Below are 15,304 nucleotides of genomic sequence, written 5' to 3' on the forward strand. Positions count from 1 at the left end.
ACAGGCTCTCGCAATGATCAAGAGCCCCCCTCACCCTACCCTCTCCCCCAAGCAAGCCTGGGGGAGAGGAATGAACAAAGCCTCACCCTGGCCGAGCAGATGGACCACGCCATCAGCCACACCGGCCTGCGCGACTTCTACGAGAAGGACAGCCGCGGCAACGCCGAGTCGCGCACCGAGAACCTGGACGAGCTGGTCAACGTGGCCAGCCGCTTCGAGCCGACCGCCGAAGACATCGACGCCGGCCTCACCGAGCTGGCCGCGTTCCTCTCGCACGCCGCGCTGGAGGCCGGCGAAGGCCAGGGCGAAGCCTGGGACGACTGCGTGCAGCTGATGACCCTGCACTCGGCCAAGGGCCTGGAATTCCCGGTGGTATTCCTGGTCGGCATGGAGGAAGGCCTGTTCCCCAGCCAGCGCTCGGTCGAGGACGAAGGCCGGCTGGAAGAGGAGCGCCGGCTCGCCTACGTCGGCATCACCCGCGCGCGGCAGAAGCTGTTCCTCACCCATGCCGAATCGCGACGCATGCACGGCACCGAGATGCTGGCACGACCCTCGCGCTTCCTCGCCGAGATGCCGGCCGAGCTGGTCGACGAGGTGCGCCCGCGCGTGCAGGTGAGTCGCCCGATGTACAGCGGCGCGCCGCGCTACGGTGGCAGCGCCTCGCTGGAAGAAGCCTTGCCGGTGAAGCTGGGCCAGCGCGTCAGCCACCCCACCTTCGGCGAGGGCGTGGTGCTCAGCGCCGAGGGCGCCGGTGCGCACGCGCGGCTGCAGGTGAACTTCGCCGACGCCGGCAGCAAGTGGCTGGTGGCGGCCTACGCCAACCTCACCCCGCTCTAGGGCGGGCCTGATCCGCCCCGAGGAACTCGTCGCGTCCACGTGGTCCAAGGCTCCGGTTTCCCCGGAGCCCACGACCGGAGCGCGCCCCATGCGCCGACAAGATCCCGCCAGCCGCCTGCTGGACTACGACCTGTGCGTGCACATCTTCACCGCCTCGGCGGGCATGGTCGGCGTGTGCCTGACGGTGATCGGCATCATCCGCGTGGTGATCTCGCTGCGTAAGGCCGACCTGTTCGTCGACGACCTGCTGGCCGGCGATGCGATCCTCTACCTCGCCGCCTGCCTGCTCGCCTACTGGGCGCTGCGCACCCGCCACCACAAGCGCAACCACCGGGTCGAGCGCACCGCCGACGTGGTGTTCCTGGTCGCGCTCACCCTCACCGCGGTCAGCGCCGGCCTGATCACCTGGGCGATCTCGGTGCGCTGAGGGCAACGCCGAAGCCCGGAGCCGCGCCCGCCACTGGGCGAGCGCCCCGGCGTCGCGCTAGCCTCGCATCACCTTCGCAAGCCAGACGAGCACATGGACGTCCCCTGGTATCTCCAGCACCTCGGCCTGCCCGCCGATGCCGACCAGCGCGCGATCAAGCAGGCCTATGCCAGGCAGCTCAAGCGGCTCGATACCGCCAACGACATCGAGGGCTTCACGCGCCTGCGCCAGGCCTACGAGGCGGCGCTGCGCGCGCTTGAAGGGGAGCCGGTGGCAGCGCCTGCCGCGCCCTCCCCTCCGCCGACGGGCACAGCTGCGTCCGCTTCCGGCGCACCTGCCGCACCGCTGGAGAACCCGATCGTCACGCAGGCCCGGCAAGCCCTGGCAAGGCTGCAGCAGGCCTTGTCATCCGGCACCCCGCCGACCGCGGCGCTGACCGACGTACTAGCCGCGGTCCGCCGGGGCCACCTGCAGCTTCCGGCCATCTTCGAGTGCTTGCTGATCGATGCTCTCGCCTCCGGCGCGCTGGATGCACCGCTGGAGGTGTTCAACGCGGCACGCGAGGCCTTCGACTGGATGGACGTGACCCGGCTGGCCCAGCTCGGCCCGCGCGGCCAGTGGCTGCAGCAGGTGATGCACGAGCAGCGCCACTGGGAACAGGCCACCGCACCGTGCCAGGGCGCCGGCTGGTTCGAACGCCTGATCCGCGGCGACCGCTCGCCGCCGGACCCCGACATGGCAGCGCAATGGCCGTTTGTCCTGCAGGCGCTGCGCCTGTTCCCCAACCTGATCCCACTGCGCGCGGGCCGGCCGATGCTGGAGGCCTGGCAGCAGGCATTCGCCGCGTTGCCGGAGCTTCAACGGGGACTGGCCGAGGAGCGGGCCAGTGCCGTGCCGGCCTCGCCGGCCGCCTATCGTCGCGCACAGCCTCGGCAACGCTCTCGCCAAGGCTTCCCCGGATGGGCGTTCGGGGTCGCCGTGTTCTTCGCGCTGCGCATGCTGCTCGATCTGGTGGGCAGTCATTCGTCACAGATAGCGTCGATCTGGAGTCCGCCCCCTCACCAGGTCGCCGAGCAGACCGCCGACGTGCCCCGACCCGTGTCATTGCTGGTCTCCGCACCACCGGCAACGGTCGACGGACCGGACTGCCAGCGCGTCGAATCCCGCGTACACGGACAGGGCTGGACGCCCCCGGCGTCCGACGACGAAAAGCGTCGACTCGGACACTACATCCGCCAGTGCGTGCAGTTGGGCTACTGGCCACACTGGCGCATGGCCGATCCCCGGCTGGCCAGTCTCGGCGTGGTGCTGTAGCGGACCCGCTCGCGAAGCGCGTGCGCTACTCGCGCAGACGCGGCATGCCGTGCTCGTTGCGGTCCTCGATGGCGATCGGGCGGGTGTCGATCGCACCCAGCGATGCCGTCGGCACGTTCAACACCGAGTCGCCGCGGGTCAGCGCCAGTGCGTTGCGGTAGCAGCGCTGCGCCATCACCGCGTCGCCCTGGCCGGTCCACATCTCGGCCAGCGCTTCCCATGCGCCGGCACTGGGGACGAGCGCGATGGAACGCTCCAGGTGCTTGCGCGCCTGGCCCCACAGCTTGAGCTTCACGCACAGCCGGCCCATCGCCAGCAGCAGGCCGGCATCGTTGGGATGCGCGTCGAGCCAGCCTTCGGCGCGACGCAGGCGCGCTTCCAGGTCCTCGTCACCCAACGCACCCCACACCTGCACCAGCGAGGACGACCACTCGCGGCGCAGCGCAGAGTCCAGTTCGTCCATCGCCGGCAGGATCATGCCCAGCGCCGCAGCACGACGGGCATAGGCCTCGATCACCGCCGGCGTCCGTCGCTGGTTCTTCGGCAGCTGCGACCACAGCTGGTTGAGCGCCGCGGCATCCGGCGCGGCGGCCACGCTGGCGACCAGCACCTGGGTCTCCAGCGCCTGGTAGCTGCGGGTGCCGAGCGCCGAACTCTTCTGTAGCGGAGCCAGCGCGGCGCGGGCACGACGGGTATCGCCGGCGGCCAGTGCAGCAAGCGCGAGCTCGCGCCAGCCGCCCGGGGTCAGCTTGCCGTTGTCGGCTTCCGGCGCCAGCAGGGCGACCGCCTCGGCCGGCTTGCCCTCACGGCGCAGCAGCGAGGCGCGCAGCACGCGCGCGGCCGGCGGGACATCCTGTGCGGCCTGGTCAAGGAATTCGCGGGCCCGCGTGGTCTCGCCGCGGCGGGCGGCGGCTTCGGCGGCGGCGAGCAGCGCCGGGCCGCGCAGCGCATCCAGCCGCGAGGCGCGGGCCAGGTCGCGCTCGGCGTCGCCGTGACGGCCTTCGGCCAGTGCCACCAGGCCATCGGCCAGCCGGCGCCGACTGACCCGGCGATGCCGCCGGGTGAACGCGCCCAGCGGCCAGCGCACGAGCTGCCACAGCGCGCCCAGTACGGCCCACAGCAGCAGCAGGATGACGACCGCTGCCAGCACGGTGGTTTCGGCATACCAGCCACGGATGCGCACCAGCACGTAGCCGGGGTCTTCGGCGACCCAGTGCCAGCCGAACGCCGCCAACGCGGCGATCAGCACCAGCAGGAGAATCCAGCGCCACAGCTTCACGGGCGTGCTCCGTTCGCGGCGGGCTTGGCCGGGGCGGCGCCAGCCGCCGGCTTGAGCGCGTGCACCGCACGCAGATTGCGCAGCTCGGTGAGCGCCTCACCCAGTTCCACCGGCGTGCCGGGCGCGGCGTCCTTGATGAGGCCGGCCAACGTGTCGCGTGCCGCCTTCACCGTCGCATCGGCGGCGTCGAACTGGCCAGCCAGGCTGGTGTCGGCCCGCTGCAGGGCGGCGCGATAGGCCGTGCCGTCGTGCGCGAGCAGTGCGGCCTCGGCCTGGGCCAGGTCCAGCGCCACCAGCTCGCGCGACAGACGCGCGTCAGCCACGGCCATCGGCGCGCCGTTGTCGCGACCGATCCGCACCACGCCGGACAACGCCTGCCCGATCCGCGCCCACGTGCCACTGCTCGACGACGAGGCCGGGGCGTCCAGCGGACGCAGCGGCAGGCCACCGATCTGGCCACGCAACTGCTGCAGCCTGGCCAGCGCCGCGCCGTCGTGGCTGGCGGCGGCACGATCGAGCGCCTCATGTTCGGCGGCCACGCTCTGGCGCAGGCCATAGAACGCGGCGTCGTCCACGCCGGACAGCGCCTGGTCGGCCAGGCCGTAGGCGGTGGCGGCGCCCGCGGCGTCGTGGAACAGCTCGTAGCGCTCCTTGCCCATGCGCAGCAGCGACTCGGTCTCGTCCAGCAGCATCGCGTCGTGGCTGGACAGGCTCTTTTCCGACAGCTTGGCCACCGCGTCCTCGAGGTTGCGCAGGCGCTCGTTCTGGCCGAGCACCTCCTCGCGCAGGCCGCGGTTCACGTCGTCGGCGTCGCGCAGGCGCGCGCTGAGCGAGCGGCGATCGTCATCCAGCGCCTTCAGGCTGGTTTCCAGCGTGGCGACGCGGGTATCGAGCTGGGCCACGGTACCGGCGGCAGCGGCATCGCCGCGGGCCCGCTGCCACTGCTGCCAGCCGACGTAGGCCGTGCCGGCGATGGCCAGCAGGGCGAGCAGGAGCGCCAGGGCAAGCGCGCTGCCGCCGCCCTTCGGCTCGGACGGACGCGACGCGACGGGGCGCGAGGAAGCGGGGACGACCTTGGCGGTCTCGTTCGGAGCGGCATCGTTGTTCATGCGCGCATGCTAGCAGCGGCGGCCCACCGGGCCGTATCAAGGCAACGTGAAGTCCCCGCCGGCGGCCGCCAGCAGGTCGGTAGCGCCGGCCGAGCGGGCCAGCGCCATGCGGGAAAATCCGGCCTTGCGGGCGGCCTCGGCCAGCCGCTCGCTGCTGACCACGGCCACCGCCCGCTGCAGGACCGCCCAGGCCTCCGGCGGCAGCGAACGGGCGAGGTTGTGCAACGCCTCGGCGCTGGACAGCAGCACCCGGGCGTCGGCCGGCAGGGCGTGCACGGCCGCGATGTGGCGACGATCCAGCCGCGGCGCGCCGCGCGTGTATACGTGCACCTCGTCCAGCCGCGCACCGCGCGCCAGCAGCGTTTCGCGCAGCAGCCCGCGTCCGCCGGCCGCGCCGACCAGCGCCACGGGCCGGCCGGTCAGCGCCTGCAGCGCCGGCAGCACCAGCACGCCCTCGCTGTCCTGCCGGGCCGGCGATTGCGGGTCGGTCACGCCGGCCCGCCGCAGCGCGCGTGCAGTGCCCTGGCCCACGCCGATCGCCGCGCAGTCGGCCGGGATCGGTGCCAGTGCCGCCGCAAAGCGCACCGCGGCCGGACTGGTGAAGACCACCGCCGCCGCCCGCAGCGCCCGGACCAGCGCCGCCCGCGTCGCCTCATCGTCGATCGCATGCAGCGACAGGCCCGGCAGCAGCAGCGGCCGGCCGCCCTGCGCACGCACCCGTCGCGCCAGGCTGGCACCGGTGCCGGCCGGACGGGTGATCACCACCACGCGACCATGCAGCGACGGGACAGGCGATCGGGACATGGCGATGGGTTCCTCGCGTTCGGGGGAGGTCGGCGACGATGCGCGGCAGGGTCGCAGTCTAGCGTTGCCGCCACTTACACTGGCCTGCCCCGCCCGGCGCGCCGGGCTGCTGTCCTCCCTGCACCACGAGATATCGATGTCGACTTCCTCCCCCGTGCCCTCCCGCGCCCGCGACGCCACCGCCGAGGCGCTGGTGCAATTCATCCGCGACGAGATCCCGCTGGCCCGCGCGATGGACCTGCATCTGGACACCCACACCCCGGATCGCCTCAGCCTAGCCGTGCCGCTGGCACCCAATGTCAACGACAAGGGCTGCGCCTTCGGCGGCAGCCTGGTCAGCCTGATGACGCTGGCCGGATGGGCGTTGGTGGAACTGGCGCTGCGCGAGCGTGGCGAGGAGTGCGATGTGTTCGTCGGCGAGTCCACCGTGCGCTACCTGGCCCCGGTGTGGTCGGATTTCCGCGCCGACGCCGTGCTGGCGCCCGAATCGGACTGGGCCACCTTCTTCGCCACCCTGGCCGCGCGCGGCCGCGCCCGCATCGAGGTGAGCTGCGCCGTCCCGGGCGAGGACGGCAAGCCCGCCGCCACGCTGGCCGCGCGCTTCGTCGCCAAGCGCCGCTCAGGTTGCTGAGCCGTCGTGCGGGCTTGCCCGCACGGCGTCATCCGGCACAATGGCCGACGCCCATTCTGCGAAGAGAACGCGCCATGCGCCGTATCGCCCGCATCACCGCCGTCGCCGCCCTGCTACTGGTGGCCGGCTGCGCCACCGACCAGCGCAACCAGACGCTGACCGCCACCCTCAACGCCTACGCCAGCACGGTCCGCTGGGGCAACCCGGCCAACGCCGAGCAGTTCGTCGACCCGGCGATCCGCAAAGAGCACCCGCTCACCCCGATCGAGCTGTCCCGGTTCACCCAGTACCGGGTGAGCGACTACGACGACGGCTCCGGACCGGTTCCCACCGGCGAGAACGAGGTCAAGCAGGTGGTGCGCATCGGCATCGTCAACGTGCACACCCAGGTCGAGCGCACCCTCGTCGACCGCCAGACCTGGAAGTACGACCCGCAGGCCAAGCACTGGTGGCTGACCACGCCCCTGCCCGATTTCGCTCCCGCGGAGTGATGCCGCAGGGGCAGGTTCGCCGCTTGCCCCTATAATCGCGATCCTTTCCGCATCCCCAGGCGACCCGAGCGGTCGCGCCAATCGAGTCCCGATGAACGATTTCCTGCACAAGCTGCCCACCTTCCTGGGCAACCACCTCGCGCTCTCTGCGCTGTTCGTCCTGCTGCTGCTGGCGCTGATCGTCACCCAGCTGATGACCCTGCTGCGCAAGTTCAAGGAGCTGACGCCGGCCGGCCTCACCCTGCTGATGAACCGCGAAAATCCGCTGCTGGTGGACATCTCCCCGCGCGACAGTTTCGAGAAGGGCCACATCCCCGGCGCCAAGCACGTGCTGATGAGCCAGTTCGACCCGGAGAGCAAGGACCTGGCCAAGGCCAAGGAACTGCCGGTGGTCGTCATCTGCCGCTCCGGCCAGACCGCCCAGGGCGCCGCCCAGCGCCTGGTGAAGGCCGGCTTCCAGAAGGTGTTCTACCTCGGCGGCGGCATGGGTGCATGGACGCAGGCGCAGTTGCCGGTGGTGAAGGGGAAGTAGCACGACGGCCGATCGAACCCCGCGTCGGTCCAATATCGGCCGGCACAGGAGACCCGCCGAGGCCACCGGGCCGAAGCGGGTTTCTTTTTGGGCGCTGTACGGCTGACACTGCCGCTGGCGCCCTGCGGTGATGCCGCAGCAGAGGCCGACCCGCAGGTGCCGTCGCTACCGTCTTTCCGCTCGCCCGGACATTCCGCCAGCATGCCCATCGTCACCGGCACCTACGCATTCGCGCCCGCACTGGGACCCGACGGCAGCCGCGTCCGCCGCGACGGCACCACCACCGACGGGTGGTTGATCGTGCGTTTCGATCGCGAGGTCGGTCGCTACCTGCGCCATCTCTACCGGCTCGCATCGCCCGCCGAAGCCGCCATCAGCGAGCCGCTCTGGGGTCCGCATGTCTCGATCGTCCAGGGCGAGCAGCCCCCGAACCTGCAGCACTGGAAAGACCGGGAGGGACAGCCGGTGGAGATCGAGTACGCGCAGGATCCACGCGAGACGGACGGCTACGTCTACCTGCCCGTCGCCTGCGAGGCGGCGCTGGCCTACCGCGAGCTGCTCGGCCTGCCGCGGGAACCGCGCTGGCCGCTGCACCTCACCATCGGCAACCGCAAGCGTGGCTGATCTCCCGTCCGCATCCGCCCCGGCGCACCCGCGAGGGGCCAACCGGGCCGCACGATATCCGGTCAGAGCCGCGCGAGGCCGGAACCGCCAACCGGACCGGCCGTGAAGCTGCGCGCACTCCTGCTCGCAGCGATAACGCTCCCGGCAAGCTATTTCGCCGCAGGCGCTTGTGCGTTGCGGTTCGCGCTCGACCCGCTGGTATTCCTTCATATCGCCCCCTCCGGCCACGCGGCGACTCCGCCGCTCTTGCGCATCCCCGGTCCCGGCGGGAGCGCGATGCTGTTGCGTCGCTACGGCACAGCGGAAGTGGGCTGCGTGCTCTTTTTCCCCGGTCGGCACGGTCTTCTTCCCGCTTATGAGAAAGGGCTGTTCGAGGCGCTCACCACGCATGGCATCGCCGTTCTGGCCGTCGCCTACCCTGGCCAGAACGGCGCGCCGGGTAATACGCACCTGTCGGACATAAGCGCGCTGGCGACGCAGGCAGTAGTTGCCGCCCGGTCAGCCTGTCCGGGGCACCAGGTCGTGGTCTACGGCCGCTCCCTGGGCTCGATGGTCGCCGCCTATGCCGCCGGGCAGTCCCATCCTGCCGGACTCGTCCTGGAGAGTGCCGCGCCATCGCTATCGTCGGCGATCCGTCTTCGCCTCCGCGAGCACTGGTATCTGGCACCACTCGCATTACTGCCGCTCTCCCGGATCATCCCGCACGACTTTTCGCTGACCGAAGCCCTGTCGGATACCCGCCGGATGCCCTCGATCGTGTTCCAGGGAACAGCGGACATCGTGACCCCTCTGCCCGCCCTGCGCGCCGGCGGCATACCACCGGGCCTGCAGCTGGTTACGGTTCCCGGGGGCGGCCACTCGAACACCTACGTGCTGGCGCAGGACCGTATCGTCCGGACCGTACGCTGCATGCTCCTGGCGCCACACACCGGCGCGAAGTAAGGCCGGAACACACCGGTGACACGGAAAGGCTTTTTCCCGATCATCGTATGGACAACGTCTCGGTGCCCGGCCACGCCGGACCGATCAAACCAGGCATGGATCGCGGGGAGCGTTTCGATGCGCAAATTTGCAGCCCTGGGCTTGCTGACCTATCTCGTGTCGAGCGTCGCCATCGCGCAGAGCCACCCGGAGATACCGAAGAGGCCGCAAGCACTGAGGGAACTGGACGGCCACTGGATCATGTCCGGTGACGTGATGGGCAAACCGGTCACCTACCGGATGACCGCGGGCCCGACCCTGCAAGGGGCCTTCACCGAAATGCACATGAACGACGTGCAGCGGCCATCGCAATACGAGGCGCGCGTACTCATCGGCTACGACCCGAAAGCTGACCGCCTCATCGTCCACTGGATAGACAGCTTCGGCGCCGCCTATTCCATCCCGCACGGCAGCGGGAGCATCGACGGCAACACCCTCCGCTTCACCTTCGCCTACCCCAGCGGGCCGTTCCGGGACACGCTCGCCTTCCACCCCGGCTCGAAGACCTGGACCCTGGTGATCGAGGCATCGAAGGCGGATGGCAGCTGGCAGCATTTCGCGCGTTATGACATCCGGCGGGAACCAGCGAAGCCAGCCGGTCCGTCCGGAAAGCCGCACTGAAACGCGCGGACGGAGGCTTAATTACCTCCGCCCCCTTTTAGCCACTGAATGAGGAAGCCCTTGAAGGAGAAGGCTGGCTACTGGCCACGCGCGGATCCGTTGCATAAGTTGATCGCGCCGCTGGTTACGCAAAGCGCAACAAGGCAGGTCACTCGGTTTGCTTGAGCTAAGCGCTAGTCATCGAGGTAGGAAAGAAGCAAGTCGATGTCGTCCGAAATCGGGCTCAGGCAGCCGTACAACAAGTTATGCGCCTGACCGCTTTCGCATGCTTTGCGAAACCTCGCAGGGTCTGATACGACAACCCGGAAAATCGCTTCCTTCAACATCACAACCTGTCTTCTAAGAGCTTCCCGAGCATCGATTGCAGTGATGGCAACGCGAGGATCACCATGGCCGGTGAAAGCCATCATCCGCTGACCGACTCGATCGATGACCTCAACGATTCCGCTCAGCGAGCTCTTAAGCCCTTCGATCCTCCAATCCATTTGGTCGGCGTCCGCTGGCAACGTGCCATCGACACTCTTTGCATGCCGGAGCGCCCCTTCGAGGTGGCTCTCGATTTCTCGCAGGGATATCTCGATAAGGCGAGCAGAATCTTGTCTGGACGCTGTCGCTTGTCTGTTAGCAAGGTAAGCGGCTCCAGCTATGGTCAAAACTGCTCCACCAGCAGCCCCCAAAATATTCGCAGCACTATCTTCGAGCGGCGGGAGGAGTGGAAGATGCATCGCTGCACCGACAAGAACCCCAAGCGCGAAGCTGAAATAAGCCGCCGGATTCTTTTCAAGACTACGGACAGTCTTGGCGACGATCTTATTCATGCTGGGCCCTTAGTTTCATCGTGAGTCAAGTATGACTTGATGCGACTGCCATGCAGAACTTGCCCTAGCCGAAAAGGGCCAAGCGTCCGAACAGGATTAGGTTCATTTAATCAAGCAAAGTGGCGATTGGACGACTGGATCCAATGTAGCCCCCCTCACCCCTTCGCCCGGATTCCCGCCCGTCCCGCCAGGATCTGCGCCAGCACGTCCGGCGCGTACTCGAACGAGTCGTAGTAGAGCCGGTCTTCCGGCAGGCCGGCGTCGACGAAGCGGTGGCGGGCGCTGTCGATCATGGCGGGCGGGCCGCTCATGTAGAGGTCGTGGGCGGAGAGGTCCGGATGGTCGGCGAGCACGGCTTCGTGCACCAGACCCGTGCGTGCGCTGGCGTCGCCGGCTTCGGACAGCACCGGGATGAAGACCAGGTCGTGCGCGTCGCGCTGCCACTGCTCGGCGAGCTCGCGCAGGTACAGATCGCCGCTCTGGCGCGCGCCCCAGTAGACGCTGATGGCGCGGCGGGTGCCGAGCGCGAGGAAGTGCTCCACCACCGCCTTGACCGGCGCGAAGCCGGTGCCGCCGGCCATGAAGATCATCGGCCGCTCGGAATCCTCGCGCGGCACGAAGGTGCCCAGCGGGCCCTCGATGCGCAGCGTGTCGCCCACCTGCGCCCGGTCGCTGACCCACGAGGTGAAGCCGCCGCCGGCGACATGGCGCACGTGCAGCTCCAGGCTGCCGTCGGGTGCGGGCATGTTGGCGATGGAGAACGGGCGACGCTTGCCCTCCTCCAGCAGCACGTCGAGGTACTGCCCGGCCAGGTGGCGCAGCGGGCGCTCGCCGGGAGCCGGTTCCAGCCGCAGGCCGATCACCTCCGGCGCAAGCCGGCGCTTGTCGACGATGCGCACGTCGAGCGCGCGGCGGGCGATGTCCTCCACCGAGGTGACCTCGCGCGCGGCGATCAGCAGGTCGCTGGTGGCTACCGCCTGGCACAGCAGCACGGCGCGGTGCGCGCGCTCGCCGGCGTCCAGCGCCAGCGGCGGATGGCGCGGATAGTCCACCTGGCCCCCCAGCAGAATCGCCTTGCAGCTGCCGCACACGCCCGAGCGGCAGGAATACGGCAGCGCGATGCCGGCGCGCTGCGCCGCTTCGAGCACGGTTTCCCCCGACTGCGCCGCGAAGCGGTGGCCGGTGGCCTGGAGGGTGATGGTGAACACTTGCGAGATTGTCGCCGCGACGGGTGTCAGCCGACAATGCGGGTTCGTCATACGGGGTTCAAGCATGGGTATCTGGAAGCAGGACATCAGCGTCGACACCATCAACGACTGGTCGAAGCACACGCTGATGGAGGCGCTGGGCATCCGCATCACCGAGCGCGGCGAGGATTTCCTGCGCGGCACGATGCCGGTGGATGCGCGCACCCACCAGCCCTACGGCCTGCTGCACGGCGGCGCCTCGGTGGCGCTGGCCGAGACGCTGGGTTCCACCGCGGCGATGCTCACGCTGGACCCGACGCAGGAACTCACCGTGGGCCTGGACATCAACGCCAACCACGTGCGCGGCGTGCGCAGCGGCACCGTCACCGGCACCGCGCGGCCACTGCACATCGGCCGCACCACCCAGGTGTGGGAGATCCGCATCGAGAACGAGGACGGCTCGCTGGTGTGCATCTCGCGCCTGACCATGGCGGTGGTGCCAGCCCGCGTGATCGGCAACAAGGGCTGAGCCGCCCGCCCCGATGCCGAACGAAGCGCCCTACGCACAACTCACCCCCGACCTGGTGCTGGATGCCGTCGCCGCCTGCGGACTGTGGCCGGACGGCCGCCTGCTGGCGCTGAACAGCTACGAGAACCGCGTGTGGCAGGTCGGCATCGAGGATGCCGCGCCGGTGATCGCCAAGTTTTACCGACCCGGCCGCTGGAGCGACGCGGCGATCGAGGAGGAACATGCCTTCGCGCAGGAGCTGATGGACGCGGAGATCCCGGTGGTCGCACCGCTGCGCTTCGACGGCCGCAGCCTGCTGCTGCACGGCGGCTACCGCTATGCGCTGGCGCCGCGCCACGGTGGGCGCGCGCCGTCGCTGGAATCGCGCGACCAGCTGGAGTGGCTGGGCCGCCTGATCGCCCGCATCCACGCGGTGGGGGCGCGCACGCCGTTCGCGCATCGCGGCCGGCTGGACCGCGCCACGATGATCGCCGCGCCGGTCGCCGCCGTGCTGGCCTCGCCGCTGCTGCCGCCGTCGCTGGAAGGCGCCTACCGCGCCGCCACCGGGCGGCTCGACCGGGCCGTGGCCGACCGCCTCGATGCGGTCGGCCCGGTACGCACACTGCGCCTGCACGGCGACTGCCACCCCGGCAACGTGCTGTGGACCGACGCCGGCCCGCACTTCGTCGACCTCGACGACGCGCGCACCGGCCCGGCGGTGCAGGACCTGTGGATGCTGGCCAACGACGAGGCGGCGATGGAGGCCCTGCTCGAGGGTTACGCCACGATGCGCGACTTCGACCCGGCCGAGCTGGCGCTGGTGCCGGCGCTGCGCGCGATGCGCCAGGTGCACCACGCTGGCTGGATCGCCCAGCGCTGGCACGATCCGGCGTTCCCGCTGGCGTTCCCGTTCGTCGCCGAGCCGCGCTGGTGGGAGCAGCACGTCACCGACCTGCACGAACTGGCCGACGATCTGGAATGATTCGCTGCCTCGGGTAGGAGCGCCCTCGGGCGCGATGCTGTTGGCGCTTGTTGTCTCAGCAACCGCAAGAGCATCGCGACCGAGGTCGCTCCTACAGAAACGATTTCCCACTTGTTCTGGAGCACTGCATGCGTTCGTTCCTGTTCCGCCTGATCGGCATCATCGAAGTAGCCGGCGGCTTCCTCGGCGTGGTGGCGATGATCCGCCGGCTGCTGCCGCTGGGCTCCACCTACGAAACGCTGATGGCGGTGATCGGCCTGGCGCTGTTCGGCTTCATCCTCGTTGCCGGCGTGCTGCTGCTGGAAGGCAGCGAGCGCGGCGTGTCGCTGTCGCGCGTGGCGCAGCTGCTGCAGCTGCCGCTGATCGCCACCCCGGTGTTCAGCTACGCACTGCATGCGGGTGGCTTCGTCAACGTGTTCGCGGTGATCCACGACGGCATGCGGCTGGGGCTGGACTACCACATCGGCTCGCACGGCTTCGTGCTGGCGGTGGCTGGCCCCGGCGTGTCACGGATCGGCCTCAACCTGCTGGCGCTGCTGTCCTGGCTGGTGCTCAAGCTGCGCTGATCTTCCGGAACGATCGTCAACCACCAAGGAGAGGTTTCATGGCACGACCCTGCTACATCGAGCTGCCCGCCGCCGACATCGCAGCGTCCAAGGCCTTCTACACCCAGGCCTTCGGCTGGGCGCTCGCCGACTTCGGCCCAACCTACGCGGCAACCACCACCGGCGACGTCGACGTCGGCCTGCAGGGCGACGCCAGCGAGGCACCGGCCGCGCCGCTGCCGGTGATCCAGGTGGACGATCTCGAGGCCGCGCTGGCCGCCGTCACCGCGGCCGGCGGCACCGTGGTGCGGCCGATTTTCGGTTTCCCCGGCGGCCGCCGCTTCCAGTTCCGCGACCCGCATGGCAACGAACTGGCGGTGATGCAGGCCGACTGATCCAGCCGGCCGGTGGGCCCTGCCGGTAGAATGCGGCGATGAATACACCCGCCACGCTCCCCGTCATCCAGCTCAAGTCCGACCGCACGCCCGGCCACCCGTGGGTGTGGTCGGCGCAGGTGCACAAGCCGGAGGGCAGGCTGCCGCCGGGCAGCGTGGTGGAGGTGGTGGACGCCAAGGGCCGCTTCGTCGGCCGCGGGTTCTGGAACGGTCACGCGCGCATCGCGCTGCGCCTGCTCACCAACCAGCCCGACGAGTCCATCGACGCCGACTGGATCGCCCGCCGCATCGGCGAGGCGGTGCAGCTGCGCCGCGACTGGCTGCAGCTCGATGGCGCCAGCGATGCCTGGCGGGTGGTGCACAGCGAGGGCGACGGCCTCTCCGGCCTGATCGTCGACCGCTATGCCGACATCCTGGTGGTGGAGTATTTCGCCGCCGGCATGTGGAAGTTCCGCGAGGCGATCCACGCTGCCCTGCTGGCGCACTTCCCGGGCGCGCGGCTGTACTGGTTCGCCGAGAACCACGTGCAGAAGCAGGAATCCTTCGACTGCCGCAGCCCCGAGCCGCCGCAGCCGGTGCAGGTGCACGAGCACGGCCTGGCCTTCCACGCCGCGCCGGGGCTGGGCCACAAGACCGGCTTCTTCGCCGACCAGCGCGACAATCGCCGCCGCTTCGCCGAACTGGCGAAGGGCCGCCGCGTGCTCGACCTGTGCTGCAACGCCGGCGGTTTCGCCGTGCACGCGATGGCGGCCGGCGCGCAGTCGGCGATCGGCGTGGACATGGACGCCGGCATCCTGGAGATCGCCCGCGCCAACGCCGCGGCAAACCACTTGGACATCGCCTTCGAGCAGGCGGACATCTTCGACTGGGTGCGCGCGGCGGTGGCCCGCGGCGAGAGCTACGACGCGGTGATCCTCGACCCGGCCAAGCTCACCCGCGACCGCAACCGGGTGATGGACGCGCTGAAGAAATACTTCGCGATGAACCGCATGGTGCTGGACGTGATCCCGTCCGGCGGCCTGCTGCTCACCTGCTCGTGCACCGGCCTGGTCGGCGAGGCGGATTTCCTGGAGATGCTGCGCCGGGTGTCGCTCAACGCCGGCCGCGAGATCCAGATCCTCGACGTGCGCGGCGCCGGCCCGGATCACCCGGTGCGCGCCGACGTGCCGGAAAGCCGCTACCTGAAGGCGGTGTTCTGCAAGGTGCTGTGAGCACCGCC

At 69.8% G+C, this 15,304-nt stretch carries 19 protein-coding genes; 14 read left to right on the top strand and 5 right to left on the bottom strand.

What is annotated here, in order from left to right; genetic code table 11:
• The 3 genes from C693_RS0114835 to C693_RS0114845 all read left to right on the top strand — a co-directional run.
• On the top strand, positions 1-837 hold an 837-nt coding region (locus tag C693_RS0114835; RefSeq protein ID WP_198506882.1), incomplete at its 5' end, for a 3'-5' exonuclease.
• Between the two features lie 88 nt (positions 838-925).
• Positions 926-1,264: a hypothetical protein gene (locus tag C693_RS0114840; RefSeq protein ID WP_017463061.1), complete on the top strand. Its 339-nt coding sequence runs from the start codon at positions 926-928 to the stop codon at positions 1,262-1,264.
• A gap of 93 nt (positions 1,265-1,357) precedes the next feature.
• The gene (locus C693_RS0114845) at positions 1,358-2,578 is read left to right on the top strand and encodes a J domain-containing protein (protein WP_017463062.1); all 1,221 of its coding nucleotides are present in this window, start codon (positions 1,358-1,360) and stop codon (positions 2,576-2,578) included.
• A gap of 25 nt (positions 2,579-2,603) precedes the next feature.
• Here the strand turns inward: C693_RS0114845 and C693_RS0114850 are convergent, their stop codons facing one another.
• From C693_RS0114850 to C693_RS0114860, 3 genes are read right to left on the bottom strand one after another with little or no spacing between them, the layout of a single operon-like run.
• Positions 2,604-3,857, bottom strand: a complete 1,254-nt coding sequence (locus tag C693_RS0114850; RefSeq protein WP_017463063.1) for a heme biosynthesis HemY N-terminal domain-containing protein — start codon at positions 3,855-3,857, stop codon at positions 2,604-2,606.
• Positions 3,854-4,966 (bottom strand): uroporphyrinogen-III C-methyltransferase, encoded by a 1,113-nt coding sequence (locus C693_RS0114855; protein WP_017463064.1) that lies wholly within the window; start codon positions 4,964-4,966, stop codon positions 3,854-3,856. The genes C693_RS0114850 and C693_RS0114855 overlap by 4 nt, the downstream gene beginning before the upstream one ends.
• Positions 4,967-5,002: 36 nt before the next feature.
• Entirely contained in the window at positions 5,003-5,770 is a 768-nt protein-coding gene (locus tag C693_RS0114860) for a uroporphyrinogen-III synthase (RefSeq protein ID WP_017463065.1), read from the bottom strand.
• A 136-nt stretch (positions 5,771-5,906) separates the two neighbouring features.
• Between C693_RS0114860 and C693_RS0114865 the strand changes: the two genes are divergently transcribed.
• The 6 genes from C693_RS0114865 to C693_RS21900 all read left to right on the top strand — a co-directional run bounded on the left by C693_RS0114865 (position 5,907) and on the right by C693_RS21900 (position 9,650).
• Positions 5,907-6,401 carry a YiiD C-terminal domain-containing protein gene (locus tag C693_RS0114865; RefSeq protein ID WP_017463066.1) on the top strand — a complete coding sequence of 165 codons (495 nt, stop codon included), beginning with the start codon at positions 5,907-5,909 and terminating at the stop codon, positions 6,399-6,401.
• A 74-nt stretch (positions 6,402-6,475) separates the two neighbouring features.
• Positions 6,476-6,892: a hypothetical protein gene (locus tag C693_RS0114870; protein ID WP_017463067.1), complete on the top strand. Its 417-nt coding sequence runs from the start codon at positions 6,476-6,478 to the stop codon at positions 6,890-6,892.
• A 91-nt stretch (positions 6,893-6,983) separates the two neighbouring features.
• Positions 6,984-7,424: a rhodanese-like domain-containing protein gene (locus tag C693_RS0114875; RefSeq protein WP_017463068.1), complete on the top strand. Its 441-nt coding sequence runs from the start codon at positions 6,984-6,986 to the stop codon at positions 7,422-7,424.
• A gap of 201 nt (positions 7,425-7,625) precedes the next feature.
• Positions 7,626-8,048: a hypothetical protein gene (locus tag C693_RS0114880; RefSeq protein ID WP_017463069.1), complete on the top strand. Its 423-nt coding sequence runs from the start codon at positions 7,626-7,628 to the stop codon at positions 8,046-8,048.
• A 102-nt stretch (positions 8,049-8,150) separates the two neighbouring features.
• Positions 8,151-8,990: an alpha/beta hydrolase gene (locus tag C693_RS0114885; protein WP_017463070.1), complete on the top strand. Its 840-nt coding sequence runs from the start codon at positions 8,151-8,153 to the stop codon at positions 8,988-8,990.
• 117 nt (positions 8,991-9,107) lie between these two features.
• Positions 9,108-9,650, top strand: coding sequence for a DUF1579 family protein (locus C693_RS21900; protein ID WP_017463071.1), 543 nt, complete (start codon positions 9,108-9,110; stop codon positions 9,648-9,650).
• Positions 9,651-9,823: 173 nt separating this feature from the next.
• Here C693_RS21900 and C693_RS23790 read toward each other — a convergent pair whose 3' ends face one another.
• Entirely contained in the window at positions 9,824-10,468 is a 645-nt protein-coding gene (locus C693_RS23790; protein ID WP_157798640.1) for a hypothetical protein, read from the bottom strand.
• 155 nt (positions 10,469-10,623) lie between these two features.
• Positions 10,624-11,676: a 2Fe-2S iron-sulfur cluster-binding protein gene (locus tag C693_RS0114900; protein WP_017463073.1), complete on the bottom strand. Its 1,053-nt coding sequence runs from the start codon at positions 11,674-11,676 to the stop codon at positions 10,624-10,626.
• A gap of 64 nt (positions 11,677-11,740) precedes the next feature.
• On the opposite strand from C693_RS0114900, the gene C693_RS0114905 reads away from it, so the two are divergent.
• The 5 genes from C693_RS0114905 (at position 11,741) to C693_RS0114925 (ending at position 15,296) form a co-directional block, all read left to right on the top strand.
• Positions 11,741-12,184, top strand: a complete 444-nt coding sequence (locus C693_RS0114905; protein WP_017463074.1) for a hotdog fold thioesterase — start codon at positions 11,741-11,743, stop codon at positions 12,182-12,184.
• 13 nt (positions 12,185-12,197) lie between these two features.
• Positions 12,198-13,145: a serine/threonine protein kinase gene (locus C693_RS0114910; RefSeq protein ID WP_017463075.1), complete on the top strand. Its 948-nt coding sequence runs from the start codon at positions 12,198-12,200 to the stop codon at positions 13,143-13,145.
• A gap of 128 nt (positions 13,146-13,273) precedes the next feature.
• Entirely contained in the window at positions 13,274-13,711 is a 438-nt protein-coding gene (locus tag C693_RS0114915; protein WP_017463076.1) for a hypothetical protein, read from the top strand.
• 38 nt (positions 13,712-13,749) lie between these two features.
• Complete coding sequence (locus C693_RS0114920; RefSeq protein WP_017463077.1) at positions 13,750-14,085, top strand: VOC family protein; 336 nt, start codon at positions 13,750-13,752, stop codon at positions 14,083-14,085.
• A 38-nt stretch (positions 14,086-14,123) separates the two neighbouring features.
• A complete protein-coding gene (locus C693_RS0114925; RefSeq protein WP_017463078.1) occupies positions 14,124-15,296 on the top strand; it encodes a class I SAM-dependent rRNA methyltransferase in 1,173 nt (390 codons plus the stop codon).
• The last annotated feature ends 8 nt before the right edge of the window (positions 15,297-15,304 follow it).

Origin of the sequence: Dyella ginsengisoli LA-4, assembly GCF_000334915.1 — a bacterium.
In the GTDB taxonomy this organism is placed as follows: Bacteria; Pseudomonadota; Gammaproteobacteria; order Xanthomonadales; family Rhodanobacteraceae; genus Dyella_A; species Dyella_A ginsengisoli_A.

What these genes read in the sequence shown, in the direction of transcription:
- C693_RS0114840 (WP_017463061.1), top strand. Translation starts at nt 926, where the DNA reads ATGCGCCGACAAGATCCCGCCAGCCGCCTGCTGGACTACGACCTGTGC.
- C693_RS0114845 (WP_017463062.1), top strand. Translation starts at nt 1,358, where the DNA reads ATGGACGTCCCCTGGTATCTCCAGCACCTCGGCCTGCCCGCCGATGCC.
- C693_RS0114855 (WP_017463064.1), bottom strand. Translation starts at nt 4,966, where the DNA reads ATGAACAACGATGCCGCTCCGAACGAGACCGCCAAGGTCGTCCCCGCT.
- C693_RS0114860 (WP_017463065.1), bottom strand. Translation starts at nt 5,770, where the DNA reads ATGTCCCGATCGCCTGTCCCGTCGCTGCATGGTCGCGTGGTGGTGATC.
- C693_RS0114865 (WP_017463066.1), top strand. Translation starts at nt 5,907, where the DNA reads ATGTCGACTTCCTCCCCCGTGCCCTCCCGCGCCCGCGACGCCACCGCC.
- C693_RS0114870 (WP_017463067.1), top strand. Translation starts at nt 6,476, where the DNA reads ATGCGCCGTATCGCCCGCATCACCGCCGTCGCCGCCCTGCTACTGGTG.
- C693_RS0114875 (WP_017463068.1), top strand. Translation starts at nt 6,984, where the DNA reads ATGAACGATTTCCTGCACAAGCTGCCCACCTTCCTGGGCAACCACCTC.
- C693_RS0114880 (WP_017463069.1), top strand. Translation starts at nt 7,626, where the DNA reads ATGCCCATCGTCACCGGCACCTACGCATTCGCGCCCGCACTGGGACCC.
- C693_RS21900 (WP_017463071.1), top strand. Translation starts at nt 9,108, where the DNA reads ATGCGCAAATTTGCAGCCCTGGGCTTGCTGACCTATCTCGTGTCGAGC.
- C693_RS23790 (WP_157798640.1), bottom strand. Translation starts at nt 10,468, where the DNA reads ATGAATAAGATCGTCGCCAAGACTGTCCGTAGTCTTGAAAAGAATCCG.
- C693_RS0114905 (WP_017463074.1), top strand. Translation starts at nt 11,741, where the DNA reads ATGGGTATCTGGAAGCAGGACATCAGCGTCGACACCATCAACGACTGG.
- C693_RS0114910 (WP_017463075.1), top strand. Translation starts at nt 12,198, where the DNA reads ATGCCGAACGAAGCGCCCTACGCACAACTCACCCCCGACCTGGTGCTG.
- C693_RS0114915 (WP_017463076.1), top strand. Translation starts at nt 13,274, where the DNA reads ATGCGTTCGTTCCTGTTCCGCCTGATCGGCATCATCGAAGTAGCCGGC.
- C693_RS0114920 (WP_017463077.1), top strand. Translation starts at nt 13,750, where the DNA reads ATGGCACGACCCTGCTACATCGAGCTGCCCGCCGCCGACATCGCAGCG.
- C693_RS0114925 (WP_017463078.1), top strand. Translation starts at nt 14,124, where the DNA reads ATGAATACACCCGCCACGCTCCCCGTCATCCAGCTCAAGTCCGACCGC.